Annotated in this window: 7 protein-coding genes and 1 other RNA gene; 5 read left to right on the top strand and 3 right to left on the bottom strand. The window is 34.8% G+C overall.

The window, feature by feature from the left end; genetic code table 11:
- Window positions 1–7,274: hypothetical protein (locus tag ACFWV9_RS15815; protein WP_411896206.1), on the bottom strand; the 7,274-nt coding region annotated here is incomplete at its 3' end.
- 380 nt (window positions 7,275–7,654) lie between these two features.
- On the opposite strand from ACFWV9_RS15815, the gene ACFWV9_RS15810 reads away from it, so the two are divergent.
- The 4 genes from ACFWV9_RS15810 (at window position 7,655) to ACFWV9_RS15795 (ending at window position 11,738) form a co-directional block, all read left to right on the top strand.
- The gene (locus ACFWV9_RS15810; RefSeq protein ID WP_411896205.1) at window positions 7,655–8,140 is read left to right on the top strand and encodes a SixA phosphatase family protein; all 486 of its coding nucleotides are present in this window, start codon (window positions 7,655–7,657) and stop codon (window positions 8,138–8,140) included.
- Window positions 8,140–10,194, top strand: a complete 2,055-nt coding sequence (ppk1, locus tag ACFWV9_RS15805) for a polyphosphate kinase 1 (protein WP_411896204.1) — start codon at window positions 8,140–8,142, stop codon at window positions 10,192–10,194. The genes ACFWV9_RS15810 and ppk1 overlap by 1 nt, the downstream gene beginning before the upstream one ends.
- Before the next feature lies 1 nt (window position 10,195).
- Window positions 10,196–11,101, top strand: coding sequence for a Ppx/GppA phosphatase family protein (locus ACFWV9_RS15800; RefSeq protein WP_411896203.1), 906 nt, complete (start codon window positions 10,196–10,198; stop codon window positions 11,099–11,101).
- Between the two features lie 106 nt (window positions 11,102–11,207).
- Window positions 11,208–11,738 carry a porin family protein gene (locus ACFWV9_RS15795; RefSeq protein ID WP_411896202.1) on the top strand — a complete coding sequence of 177 codons (531 nt, stop codon included), beginning with the start codon at window positions 11,208–11,210 and terminating at the stop codon, window positions 11,736–11,738.
- A gap of 53 nt (window positions 11,739–11,791) precedes the next feature.
- On the opposite strand, the gene ACFWV9_RS15790 is transcribed toward ACFWV9_RS15795, so the two are convergent.
- Both ACFWV9_RS15790 and dnaX read right to left on the bottom strand, forming a co-directional pair.
- Window positions 11,792–12,373, bottom strand: coding sequence for a tRNA-(ms[2]io[6]A)-hydroxylase (locus tag ACFWV9_RS15790; protein WP_411896201.1), 582 nt, complete (start codon window positions 12,371–12,373; stop codon window positions 11,792–11,794).
- Window positions 12,374–12,383: 10 nt separating this feature from the next.
- Window positions 12,384–14,108 carry a DNA polymerase III subunit gamma/tau gene (dnaX, locus tag ACFWV9_RS15785; RefSeq protein WP_411896200.1) on the bottom strand — a complete coding sequence of 575 codons (1,725 nt, stop codon included), beginning with the start codon at window positions 14,106–14,108 and terminating at the stop codon, window positions 12,384–12,386.
- Window positions 14,109–14,208: 100 nt separating this feature from the next.
- On the opposite strand from dnaX, the gene rnpB reads away from it, so the two are divergent.
- An RNA gene (gene rnpB, locus ACFWV9_RS15780) (RNase P RNA component class A) lies at window positions 14,209–14,525 on the top strand.
- Window positions 14,526–14,530: the final 5 nt, after the last annotated feature.

Below are 14,530 nucleotides of genomic sequence, written 5' to 3'. Positions count from 1 at the left end.
GTGTTTGCAGAAGACTCGTCCTCGGTACACTCGATGGTTACATCGGCAGGTACCGTAATAGTAGGAGGCGTTGTATCTTCAACCGTAATCGTCTGGTCAGCAGACAAGCTGTTGCCACATTCGTCGGTAGCCGTCCAGGTTCTAGTAATCGTTTTGGTATTTCCACAAGAAGCCGTCTCAACATCAGACTCCGTGATGGTTACCGTACCACAGGTATCGGCACCAGTAGCCACACCAGTATTGGCAGAAGACTCGTCCTCGGTACACTCGATGGTTACATCGGCAGGTACCGTAATAGTAGGAGGCGTTGTATCCTCAACCGTAATCGTCTGGTCAGCAGACACGCTGTTGCCACATTCGTCGGTAGCCGTCCAGGTTCTAGTAATCGTTTTGGTATTTCCACAAGAAGCCGTCTCAACATCAGACTCCGTAATAGTTACAGAACCACAAGTATCCGCACCGGTAGCCACGCCAGTGTTTGCAGAAGACTCATCCTCGGTACACTCGATGGTTACATCGGAAGGAACCGTAATAGTAGGAGGCGTTGTATCCTCAACTGTGATTGTTTGTGTTGCAGTAGCAGTATTAGAACAGTTATCTGTAATTGTAAATGTTCTCAACACAATTATTGGACAATTATCCGTTGATGTTACAACATCAATATAAGTTATACTTTGTATATTAAAATCATCAGTGGCATTATATTCAGAATTAGTTGCAAAAGTTGATTGCACGTCTGAAGATTGCGTAGTACTAAAGTTAAACACTGCACTTAAAGATGTAATATCAGAAGTTGAACATCCTTCGATAGTAACTGTACTTGGTACAGTAATCTCTGGACTTTCAATATCGTCAGTTGTAAGTGTAATCACTAAAGTATTTAATGTACAGCCATTAGCATCTTGCACAGTTACGGTGTAATCACCATCTGTAAGCCCTGAAAACGTATCAGATACTTGATAAGTTACACCATTATCAATAGAGTAGGTGTAAGGTGGTACACCTCCATTACCTTGAACAGTAAATTCACCATTGGAATTTCCTAAACAATCGATGTTAGTTTGCGATACAAGTGAAATAGATACGTTGGTTGCTGGTTCTATAATGGTTGCAGAGTCAGTTGACGTACATCCATTAGCATCAGTAATAGTTACGCTATATGTACCAGCAATAACATTAATAAGATCTTCATTGGTAGACCCGTCACTCCATAAGAATGTATAAGGAGAAACACCGCCATTGACAGTTAAGTCAAGAGAACCGGTAGCATCATCTTTACATAATACATTAGTAACAGCAATACCAGAGCTCAATGCATTAGGTTCGTTAATAGTAATTGTAGTATTTGAAGTACATGCCGTAACATTATCTGTTACGGTAATTGTATAATCACCGGCAGGTAAGTTATTTACTGATAGGGTTGTATCAGGAATTGAATCCCAAGCATAACTAAAATTACCAGAACCACCAGTTACAGTGGCAGCAACACTACCGTTGCTTTCTCCATTACAAATGACAGGAGACGATGATCCGGAAACCGATAAGTTTAAACACGTACCAGGATTAACGGTTACCGTAGTTTGATCGGTACACCCGTTAGTGTCAGTAACATCTACCGTATAAGTACCAGCGGATAAATTAGTAATAGTTTCTGTAGTTTCTCCATTACTCCACGAATAAGTATATGGTTCTACACCACCAGTTGTGGTAGCTGTAGCCGTACCATCACCAGTAGAAGGGCCTAATTCATCAGTCGAAGAAGCCGTAACATTTAAAACATTACTAGGTTCAGTTATAGAAATTGTATCTTCAACGGGTTGACAAACAGTTCCATCAATTGTTACGCTTACAGTATAAACTCCTGCGACAACGTTATTTAAGGTACTAGAAGTTACACCACTGTCAACCTGACCGTTACTCCAAGTAAATGTAAATGTTGCACTTGAGTTTGCTAATGAATTTGCAGAAACAGTACCAGATCCAGTTGCGTCTCCAGTACATAATACATCCGTTACATTATCTATCGTAATTTCAGTATCACATGTATTTACACAAGATATTACGATGCTTTGTGTTGATTGACAACCATTTGCGTCCGTAACTGTTACGGAATGCGTTGTGTCGTTTAATCCAGTTGCTGTAGCAGTAGTTTGACCATTACTCCATGCATAAGTATAAGGAGGTGTTCCTCCAGATACGGACACAGTTGCCTCGCCATTTGAGCAACCTTGCGCTGTTGTGGCATCTTGTTTGCTAATGTTGAGACTTAATGGGCTAGAAGGTTCATTTATTGTTGCACCAACAGAAGTTGTACACCCATTACTGTCTGTGACAATAACTGTGTATGCACCTGCATTTGCGTTATTCAAATCTTGAGTTGTAGTAGCAAAAGTATCTGACCATAAATAGGTGTATGGTGGAGTACCTCCTGTAACATTAACATCTATACTTCCTGTTTTTTCACCATTACATAAAACATTAGTAACAGTATTAATTGTAGCAGTAAGTACTGGGTTGGTAACTGTTATGTATTGAATGTGTTCTATGGTATTGCCACAATCGTCTATCGCATTCCAAGTGCGTTCTATTGTGTATGAAGGATCACAATAACTTCCGTTTTCAACTTCATTAAAAGTTACAGGTACATCAGTATCACAATTGTCAGTTGCTGTTAAAACAGCGGCTGATGGTATTGTTGAAGGTGTTACGGTTACATCCGTTGGTAAACTCTCATTAAATGTCGGTGCGGTAGTATCCTCAACCGTAATAGTTTGAGATGCTACACTACTGTTGCCACAATCATCTGTAGCAGTCCATGTTCTGGTTAATGTAAAACTATTAGGACATGTACCAGGTGCTGTAGTTTCATTAAATGCAATATCTACATTGGCATCACAATTATCAGAAGCACTTGGTATTGCTGGATCAGGAATATTGTCACACTCAACAGTCACATCAGCTGGAATACCTGAAAGTATTGGATTGGTATTGTCTGTTACCGATATGTTTTGAACTTGAATTGTATCATTTCCACAATCATCTGTTGCTGTCCAAATTCTTTGAAGCGTATATGTACTTGGACAAGAGCCTGGAATAATATTTTCAGTTAATGTTAGGTCTACATCTGTATCGCAATTGTCTGAAGCGATTGGATTTGCTGGTAATGGAATTGCATCACATTCTGCAGACGTATCAGCAGGAACACCAACAATTGTAGGGTTTGTTGTATCTACAACATTAATGATTTGGTCTAATACTGTTTCATTACCACAATCATCTTCAACTGTCCAAGTTCTTGTGATTGTATAAGCATTAGGACAAGAACCAGCAGTAATATTGTCAACATAACTAACACTTGGATTGTCATCACAATCTACGATATCTTGCGGTTCTCCCGTAAGGGTTAAATCAGTTTCATCCTGGTCACAATTTATTGTAATATTTGCAGGAACTGTAAATGTTGGATTGATTTCATCTTCAACTGTAATTTTTTGAGGCTTGGTCCTTACGTTATTACACTCATCAGTGACTGTCCACAATCTCGTAATTTCATATTCGTTATCACATCCTTTTGGATTAATAATATCTGTATATGCAATTGTTAGATTTGTAGAACAATTATCAATTTCATTAGTAGGTATACCAGTTATTGACGTATCTGAGGTGTCTACTGTACAATCTACTGTAATATCAGAAGGTCTATCAAAATCTGGAGCCTCGTCGTCTTCTACAGTAATAATTTGGTCTTCAGTTGTTACATTTCCACATTCGTCTTCCAATCTCCAAGTACGAGTAACTACTGCTTGATTAACACAACTTCCTGGAACAATATCATCTGTGTAAGTAACTGTTAATGAAGCTCCATCTGTACAGTTATCTTCTGGATCTTCAGCTTCACCTGTAACTGTTAAGTCTGTAAGGTCGTCAAAACAATCAATAGTTATATCATTAGGTACAACAAAGGTTGGGCCTTCATTATCTTCTACATGAATAATTTGTGAACGCTCACTTACATTGCCACATGCATCAGTTGCTGTCCATGTTCTTGTGATTGTATAGTTGTTACCACAAGTCTGATCTGAAATAACTTCATTTGCAGTTACTACAACATCGCCATCACAGTTATCTTCTGCTTCTAGTAGCTCTAATGGTTCTAAGTCTTCACAATTAACAGTTATTTCTGTTGTAATAGTTTCTGGGTTTTCATAATTAGCCAAACAAGAAAATGTTACATTGTGTAAGCGACCACTGGAAGAAGCACCATCTTCAAAAGCTACACCACCAACTCTAAATCTATAATTAGTAGAGCTAGTATGTGTTGTGGTAAGGTTTACCGTAGTATTATTACTTAGACCACCTGGAAATGAAAAATCTGGACCTGTAGCTAACATCCAACCTGCATTATTAGATGGATTTAAATCTAGATCTAAATCCGTAGGATTATCTACCGTATAGTTAGTTGGGGTTATAGACCAATTTTGCTCTGAGTACGCTTCTTGACCATCTATATCATTAAAGTTAGCGATAAATTCGGGTATTGCGTAAGGAATTGTTGTACCAACTTCTACAAATTCAAATAAAAATTCTACATAACCAAAGTCATCTTTATCTGTAAAATTCCAAGCTGTACTTGGCTTAAAGGCATTGGGTTCAGAATCGTTAAGATCTAAGTCTTGAAGCGTTACATTATTAATATCTACAATGGTAACCAACACATCCATACCTGTTGAAACATTAGGGTATCGGAATTTTTCGCCTTCCTCTACAACGCCGTCATTATCTCCGAAGCCTGGTTCTTGAGTATAAGGATTGTTAAATTTTAATATTGGGAAAGAAGCACATGGCTGATTGTTGTTTTCATCAATTGGAAAATCTGTAAACCAAGGTGCTATATTGTCTTCAACTGTTATGGTGGTAACATATGTTGCTACATTACATGGCTCTGGTACATCAGGATCCTCTACCTGTAAAGCTACAGTATATGTGCCACAACCAGGATATTCATATGATTTATTAACGCCACTATCATCCTTAACAAAAGTGCCATCGTATTCAAAATCCCAGTCAAATTTTAAATTATAATTATTTCCATTATTGTCTATTGATGTACTAGCATCAAAGTTAATCTCGTATCCACATTCTACATCTGGAGCATAAGTAAATACTGGAATAGGACCGTTTGTACTGCTAATCATATAGTTAACAGTATCGGTACAGTCATTAGCATCCTTAACAGTTATCGTATAATTACCAGCTGGTAATGATGAAAATGTTGGAGAACTTTGATAATTAAGTCCGTTATCTATAGAATACGTATATGGTGGGACACCGCCACTTCCTGCAACGGTAACTTCACCGACACTATCACCAGAACAAACTACATCTGCTTGTGCAACTATAGTTACATCAACAGCTGCAGCTGGTTGATTGACTGTGTAGTTTTGTATAACTTCACATCCATTAGCATCTGTAATTGTGACTGTATAGGTGCCAGCTCCTAGATCTGTTAAATCTTCTACTAGAGCAGTATTGCTCCAGCTGTATGAGTATGGTGCTGTGCCACCTGATACCGTAATATCAATTGCACCATCTCCACCATTATTACAAGAGACATCTGTAATATTTGCAGAAGAAATATTTAGTGCTTCAGAAGGTTCTGAAATCGTATAGCTATCAGTATAAGTACATCCATTACTATCTGTAATTGAAACTGTATAAGTACCAGCACCAATATTGTTGAGATCTTCAGTTGTTGCTCCATTGCTCCATGAAAATGTGTATGGTGCATAACCACCATTAACTGTTAGGTCAATAGAACCGGTATTCTCTCCATAACAGTCTACATCTGTTTCAACTGCTGTTGCATTGAGTAATGTTATTAATATTGGATTACTTGTATAAGGCGTTTCACAACCAACCAACTTATTTCTAACTAAAAGGGTATAACTCCCAGGAGGTAAATTATTAAAATCAGTAGAATCTTGATAATTAGTACCGCCATCAATTGTATATTCATATTCAGATCCTAATGGACTGGTAACAGTTATATTAGAATCATTTGGAAAACTATTACAACTAATAGTAAAAGTTGGATCATCAGGTAGTTCTACAAATGACATTGTTACTATCGCTCTGTCACATACAAGTGTATTTGGTGCGGGTAAGCATACTTCAAACTCGAAAGTTACATCACCAATAAAACCTGGTGTTGGCTCATAAGTGTACGTTCCATTTGTGTTAAATGTAAAAGATTGTCCCGTTGGGCTAGGTGGCGTAATAAGTGTAAATGTCGAGCCTGGTGGTACATTATTTGTTTTACCTAAATTACCAGAGGCGGTTCCATCTATACATTCAAATTGTTGTTGGTCGACCGCATATTTCTGTAAAATGAAAAATTTTCCGTCACCATCATCAGTTGTTGCAGAAACAAATTCAATCCTAGTAATCATCGACCCTGTGGGCGCAATCCTATTAAGCTCATAAAGAGCTATAGCAATAGACTGACCATTATCAATTTCTCTATCAGATTCCCAATAATCGGAGCCTGATGCAGGTGCAAGCCCTCCAGAAGGAGGATTAGGTCCATCACCACCTGTTAAGTTACCATCTGTTCTAACAAATGTATCCCCTAATACTTTTTCTACTGTTTCTCCAGGTAAGGTTCCAATCATTCTGACATAGAAACAGTTATTACCACCTCGTTCTGTAACAGCTAAAATCCCACCAGCATTTGATGGAATAGCAGGATCATAAAATATTGTTTGTAATTGAGCATCTGTTTCGGCAGAACCATTATTTCCATTTGCCTCGTCAAAATCCAAACATATATTGCGTCCATTGCCATTTGATGCAAAGAAAAAGTTAAGATTACGTGATTGAAAAGCTGCTAAGGCCGCATCATCCCATGGGTTGTTATCATTTATGTTCAAAGTTGCTGAGGAGCTATTACCTATTATCTCACCGCTGAAAGGACCTGCAGTAAATGGTGGTACGGCATTTTGACTATTAAGTACTATACCGTTAGGGTTATTTCCTCCGGGACCTAAACGTGTTAATTGGTAAGCTGATGGTACGGCGAAAGTACTAAAAATGTCACCATTTACAGTAATTGATTGAATTGTTGCTGCCCTGTTATTTTCGGTACCATCGATATCACCATTACCATTGATATCTTGAATATCTACCCATTGGAATGTTACACCTGTCCTTATTGAGGGCTCTTGTTGCCCAACAGCTTGAGCTATTCCAAAAAATGGAATAACAAGAAATAACATTAAAATATAATGTCTTTTCAATTTACTTAATACTGAAATACAATTGTACTTATTTCTCATATTACACATAATAACTACTAATACCATATGGCGCTAAAGCACAAAAACTAAAACTGCATTAATTAGTGCAGCATAGAATCTACTCGTTTAACATCATTTGTTTTTGTTTTACTTGAAATACTGAGGGAAGTATTATTAATGCAAAATCGCTCACGGAGGGATTAATATATTTTTGATTTGGGGTCATTTACATTAATTTTACAAACAAATGAACTTATATAAATACATATATACAAACATTAGAGTTGAAGCGGCAAAATAATCGTTAAAACGGACATACGCAACATTTTATCGATAAAAAATGCATTTAAACGAGTTTTATGAAGACACTTATTCTTGTTAGACATGGCAAATCATCTTGGAATTATGACGTTGGTGATAGGCAAAGACCTCTGAAAACCAGAGGTTTAAATGATACTAGACTTGTTGCACGTTATTTCTTAAGATACCAAGAAATGCCTGACAAAATTTTTTCAAGTCCTGCTAAAAGAGCCCATGAAACGTGTAAAATATTCTTAAAAACTTCAGAAAAAAGTGAAAATAAGGTGACGATTATCGATGATTTGTATGATTTTAACGGTAGAAGTGTTATTGGATTTATAAAAAATTTGGATGATGACATAGATTCCGTAATGATATTTGGACATAATCATGCATTCACGTCTATTTCTAATATCTTTGGCGACAGATTTATTGATAATTTACCAACAAGTGGTTTAGTGAAGATTAATTTTGATATTAATAACTGGAAATCATTAGAAAAAGGAAAAACAGAATTAATAATCGTCCCGAAGGAATTACGATAATGGTTAAACACAAAAACAATTATATAAATAGAGAACTTAGCTGGTTACAATTTAATGCAAGAGTACTACAAGAAGCTACCGACGAAAGTGTTCCCTTAATTGAACGACTTAGGTTTCTTGGAATTTTTTCCAATAATTTGGACGAGTTTTTTAAAGTAAGATATGCCACCGTAAAGCGAATTTATGAAGCTGGTAAAGAAGGTAAAAGTCAGCTTGGTGGAATAAAAGCGGAGGAACTTTTAGAAAAGATAACTGAAGTTGTAATTAATCAGCAAAGTGAAAGTCAAGAAATCTTAGCTTCAATTTATAAGGAATTAGAAGAACATAATATTCATATTATTGATGAAGCTGGAATTGAATCAGATCATCATGATTTTATTAAAAAGTATTTCTATGAAGAGCTTAGCCCTGCTTTAGTTGTAATCATTTTAAATGAAGAAATAGCTTTACCAGAGCTTAAGGACAGTGCAGCCTACCTCACAATAAAAATGTCTAGTTCTAATGGTAAGGACAAATTTGCATTAATTGAAATTTCAAAAACAATGAATCGTTTCATTGTTTTACCCAAAAAGAATGGTTCTGACTATATTATTATGGTTGATGATATTCTTAGATATTGTTTATCAGACATGTTCAATATTTTCAATTATGACTCAATTACTGCTCATATGATTAAAATTACACGGGATGGTGAGTTAGATTTTGATAGTGATTTAAGTAAGAGTTTCATTGAAAAACTATCGAGTAGTGTAAAGCATAGACAGAGCGGTGATCCTGTGAGATTTGTTTACGACAAGAAAATTGATAGTGACACATTAGATTTTTTACTCAATATTATGGGTATTGATTCTAAGGATAGTATTATTCCAGGAGGACGATACCATAATAGAAGGGACTACATGGATTTTCCAAGTTTGGGCAGAACAAATTTACTCTATAGTAAAATTAATCCACTGCCAGTTAAAGGTTTAAGTCTTCAAAAAAGTATTTTTAAAACAATTAGTGAAAAAGACTATTTAGTATATACACCGTATCATACATTCTCATATATAGTTAAGTTTTTAAGGGAAGCTGCACTAGATCCTAGTGTCAAGACCATAAAAATTACAATTTACAGACTAGCACAAATTTCTCACGTCGCTAGTTCATTGATTAATGCTGCAAAAAATGGAAAGGAAGTTACTGTATCCATTGAATTAAGAGCTCGTTTTGATGAAGAAGCGAATATTAATTATGCGGAACAAATGCAAGATGCTGGAGTTAAAATGCTATTTGGTGTAACTGGGTTAAAAGTACATTGTAAAATGTGTGTTGTAGAGCGTGAGGAAGAAGGTAAGTTGAAACGTTACGGTTTTATAAGTACAGGAAATTTTAATGAATCTACTGCTAAAGTTTATACTGATTTCACTTTACTAACGGCAAATTCTAAAATCTTAAAAGATATAAATAAGGTATTTGCATTCTTTGAAGTGAATTATAAAATCCATAGATATAAGCATATTATTACATCACCTCATTATACAAAGACTAAACTTTTTGCTTTAATTAATGATGAGATTGAAAATGCAAAACAAGGTAAACCTGCCTATATAAAACTAAAAATGAATAGCATTTCAAGTTATGATATGGTTGATAAACTCTATGAAGCGAGTAGGGCCGGTGTTAAAATACAGATGATAATAAGAGGCCTTTGCTGTTTGGTACCAGGTATTGAAGATATGAGTGAAAATATTGAAGTGATAAGTATTGTTGACAAGTTTTTAGAACATACACGATTATTTATTTTTGCGAATAATGATAATCCAAAAGTTTTTATCTCCTCTGCAGATTGGATGACTCGAAATATAGATAACAGAGTAGAAGTGACGTGCCCGATTTATGATCAGGATATAAAAAATGAGTTGCAGGAGCAATTTGCGATAAGTTGGAGTGATAATGTAAAGGCCAGAATAATTAATGATACTCAAGATAATACATACCTCAGAAATGGTGAAAAGAAAGTAAGGTCGCAATTTGAAACATATAATTATTATTTAAAAAAACTAGAAGGGTAAAATGCTGAAGATACAGAAGTATGCTGCTATAGATATAGGATCTAATGCAGTTAGATTATTAATTTCAAATACAATTGAACAGAAAGACAAACCAGTTGTTTTTAAAAAAAATTCATTGGTACGTGTACCTATTAGATTGGGTGCAGATGTATTTATGAAGGGTGAAGTCTCTGAGTATAACCAACAACGAATGCTAGATACTATGACAGCATTTAGCCTATTAATTAAATCTCATGGTGTTGTCCGCTATAAAGCTTGTGCAACTTCAGCGATGAGAGAAGCGGGTAATAGTGATATTCTAACAAAAAAGATATTTGATGCCTGTGGCATTAGCATTGATATTATTGGTGGTGAAGAAGAGGCAGCTATTATTGCGGCAACAGATTTAAACACATATATAGACCCAAATAAAACATATTTATATGTTGATGTTGGTGGTGGTAGTACTGAGTTCTCAATTATACATAATGGTAAAAAGGTTCAATCAAAATCTTTTAAAATTGGTACTGTACGATTGTTAAATGATATTGTTAGGAATGAAACTTGGGTTGAACTGGAGGAATGGATAAAAGAATACACCCAACATTATTTTAAAATTGAACTTATCGGGTCTGGTGGTAATATTAATAAAATATTTAAGATTTCAGGAAAGGACATTGGCAAACCATTGACCTATTTTTATCTAACCACTTATTATAAAATGCTACAGAGCTATTCTTACGAAGAACGAATTACTGAATTAAATTTAAATCAGGATAGGGCTGATGTAATTATTCCTGCGACCCGAATTTATCTTTCAGCAATGAAATGGAGTGGAGCTAAACATATTTATGTTCCTAAGATTGGATTATCAGATGGTATAATTAAAAGTGTTTACTACGAAACAGTGTCAAGTAAAAAAGTGTAAAAAACTTGAAAAAATGTGATTTTAACTATAAATAATACCTTTAAATCTAGTCATTTAGTATAAGTTTAAAATTTTCAATTATATTGGCGGTCTCAAATTTATTATTATGAAAAATTATTTATTAACCATTTTGTTTGTTTGTTTTACAAGTGTTTGTATTGGACAAGGTACAAGTTATGGAGTAAGAGGAGCATTAAATATCTCTAATTTAGATTTTGATCCAGATGCTGATTTTGAAAATAAACACCGTAATGGATTTGCCTTTGGTGGTTTTGCAGAATTTGGATTATCTGATACTGTTTCATTATTAACAGAACTACAATGGTCTGCAGAAGGTGGCAAGGATGAAGATTTAAGAGCTGATTATATTCAGTTACCAATTCAGTTAAGACTTTCAACCTCAGACAGATTAACTTTTGGAGTAGGACCCCAAATAGCATTGAAAACATGGAAGAATGAAGATGCTTTTTCGACATTTGCATTCTCAGGTGTTTTAGGTGCGGAATATATGATCACTTCAGATTTATTTGTAGACGCTAGATTTTCTTTTGGTCTATCAAATATATTAGATGAAGATTCAACTGCCATTGAAGCCAAAAATAATGTAATACAATTTGGATTTGGAATGAAGATTTAGTCGACAAACAAGAATATAACTATAAGAAAGCTTCGGTAATACCGAAGCTTTTTTTATCCATGTATGGTTTCTTTTTTCCCTAGATTTTTCATTATTTCAGCTTCATAATCAAGAAGCTGTTGCCATTTTACATCCACTTCTTTTCGTTCTCCATATTTTCTTGCAAAATTTAGAAACATAGTATAGTGGCTGGCTTCACTGATCATTAATTTTCTATAAAATTTTGCTAATTTTTTATCTTCTAATTCTTCTGATAATAATCTAAATCTTTCACAACTGCGTGCTTCAATTAATGCCGCGTACAATAATCTATGCACTAACTGGGTAGTTCTGCTACCGCCTTTTGGGAAAAACTTCAAGAGTTGTATTACATATTCATCTTTACGATCTCTCCCTAGAATCCAACCATTTTCAATAATTCTATCATGCACCATTTTAAAATGGCTGATTTCTTCATTTACGAGTTCAGTCATTTCCTGTACAAGTTCAGTATATTCTGGAAAACTCACTATTAATGAAATTGCAGTACTGGCAGCTTTTTGCTCGCAATAAGCGTGGTCGGTTAAAATCTCTTCAATATTTTTTTCTACAATATTAACCCATCTTGGGTCTGTTGGTAATTTTAATCCTAACATAATATCTGTATTAAATATCTAATCCAAAAGTCTTTCTAAGCATTTCGATATTTGGATTTTTCTCTTTTAGTTTTTCGTATTTTTCTTGTGGTGTGAAAGCATATTTTTTAGCAATCTCCTCATTAACAGTTATATTTAGAAATAAATCATAGTTCTTCAGAGTCTTCTTCAAATATGCCAATAATGGATATTGAGCACGTTCTAGTTCAATCTTATTAGTGTTATTTGAATATGTAAGGCAAATGGCCGAATCCTTTATTGTTGGCACTTCCATCTCAAAAATTGATGCTAATATTTTCTCACCTTTTCTATGAAGTGATTCAGTATATTCATTCCAAGCGTTGTTTAAATCTTCTTGTTTTACAGGCTCTTTTGGTAGATCTTCTTCATCGATGACAACATCAAGTTGTCTTATTTGATGCTCTTTCTTTTCTCTAATACTTTTTAATGAAAGACCAGATGTAACTTTGGTAGGTTTTGTTATTGAAATTTTAGGAATTATCGGCTCTGCAACTATTTTGTTGATTGGCTCTTCCACGACTAATACCTTTTCTTCAGTTACAGTCTTTTCCTCAGGAATATGCTCTTTTTTAGGAATTTGGACAGGAACAGGTTGAATTCCCCTTGCTTTAAAATACGAAGGTGATATTATAAAGTGTTTATTGTTTTTTTTTTCTCCATCAAAAGTGATAGAGGCTAATTGCATTAAAGTTAATTCTACAAGAAGGCGTTGATTTTTACTCGTTTTATATTTTAAATCACAATCGTTTGCCAGATTAATACCCTGTAATAAAAAGGAATTAGAAGCCTTTTGACTTTGTTCTATATATTTTTGTTTGGTGTCCTCACCAACTTCCAGCAATTCTATAGTTTCAGGGTTTTTGCAAACCATTAAATCTCTAAAATGAGACGCAAGTCCAGCAATGTAATGATGGCCATCAAAACCTTTCGCCAATACTGAATTAAATTGTAAAAGTAAATCAGGAATTTTATTTTCTAGAATTAAATCTGTACTAGTAAAATAGGTTTCATAATCTAAAACATTTAAGTTCTCGGTTACGGCTTGCCTTGTTAAGTTTTTGCCTGAGAAACTCACAACTCGATCAAAAATAGAAAGTGCATCACGCATTGCACCATCTGCTTTTTGGGCAATTATATGAAGTGCGTCATCTTCAGCTTTTACACCCTGTTCATCAGCGATAAACTTTAAATAATTTTTAGCGTCTGTTACAGTAATTCTCTTAAAATCAAATATTTGACAACGAGAAAGAATAGTTGGTATAATTTTGTGCTTTTCAGTTGTGGCAAGAATAAATATACAGTGTTTAGGTGGTTCCTCTAAAGTTTTTAGAAAAGCATTAAAAGCAGCTTGTGATAACATATGAACCTCATCAATGATATATACCTTGTACTTACCAATTTGAGGAGGTATCCTTACTTGATCCGTAAGACTTCTTATATCATCTACTGAGTTATTAGATGCGGCATCAAGTTCAAAAATATTAAAGGCAAAATCTTCATCTTCACGGGTGTTACCATCACTGTTTATCATTTTAGCCAAAATACGTGCACATGTTGTTTTACCAACACCGCGCGGACCTGTAAATAAAAGGGCCTGGGCTAAATGATTGTTTTCAATGGCATTTAATAAAGTATTAGTAATAGCCTGTTGTCCCACAACATCTTTAAATGTCTGAGGTCTGTATTTACGAGCCGATACTACGAAATGTTCCATTGAAAACTAACTGAATTACAAATTTAATAATAACCAATAAATAGCTGTTTTTACAATCTTAAAATTAATAGTAGTTATTAACAATTTCTGTATTTTTGCTCATGCAAATTGTCTTATCGCTGTTTCATTTATGAAATGGAGGAAAGTCCGAACACCGTAGTGCAACATAGTGGTTAACGGCCACCGGCCGAAAGGCTAGGAAAAGTGCAACAGAAAGTATGTACAGGTAATGCTGTAGTGAAATCAGGTAAACTCTATGTGGTGCAATGTCATGTAAACCAACGCTTGAGAGTTGCACGCTCGATTGTTGGAGGGTAGACAGCTAAAGTTTATTGGTAACAATAAACTCAGATAAATGATAAGAACTTTTTCTTTATAGAAAATATACAGAATTCGGCTTATAGATTTGCTAAATAAAAAAA

This window comes from Winogradskyella sp. A2, assembly GCF_046762865.1.
Lineage (GTDB): Bacteria > Bacteroidota > Bacteroidia > Flavobacteriales > Flavobacteriaceae > Winogradskyella.
The sequence above is the reverse complement of the archived record's forward strand: the minus strand, read 5'-3'. Positions and strand labels throughout refer to the sequence as shown.

What these genes read in the sequence shown, in the direction of transcription:
- ACFWV9_RS15810 (WP_411896205.1), top strand. Translation starts at nt 7,655, where the DNA reads ATGAAGACACTTATTCTTGTTAGACATGGCAAATCATCTTGGAATTAT.
- ppk1 (WP_411896204.1), top strand. Translation starts at nt 8,140, where the DNA reads ATGGTTAAACACAAAAACAATTATATAAATAGAGAACTTAGCTGGTTA.
- ACFWV9_RS15800 (WP_411896203.1), top strand. Translation starts at nt 10,196, where the DNA reads ATGCTGAAGATACAGAAGTATGCTGCTATAGATATAGGATCTAATGCA.
- ACFWV9_RS15795 (WP_411896202.1), top strand. Translation starts at nt 11,208, where the DNA reads ATGAAAAATTATTTATTAACCATTTTGTTTGTTTGTTTTACAAGTGTT.
- ACFWV9_RS15790 (WP_411896201.1), bottom strand. Translation starts at nt 12,373, where the DNA reads ATGTTAGGATTAAAATTACCAACAGACCCAAGATGGGTTAATATTGTA.
- dnaX (WP_411896200.1), bottom strand. Translation starts at nt 14,108, where the DNA reads ATGGAACATTTCGTAGTATCGGCTCGTAAATACAGACCTCAGACATTT.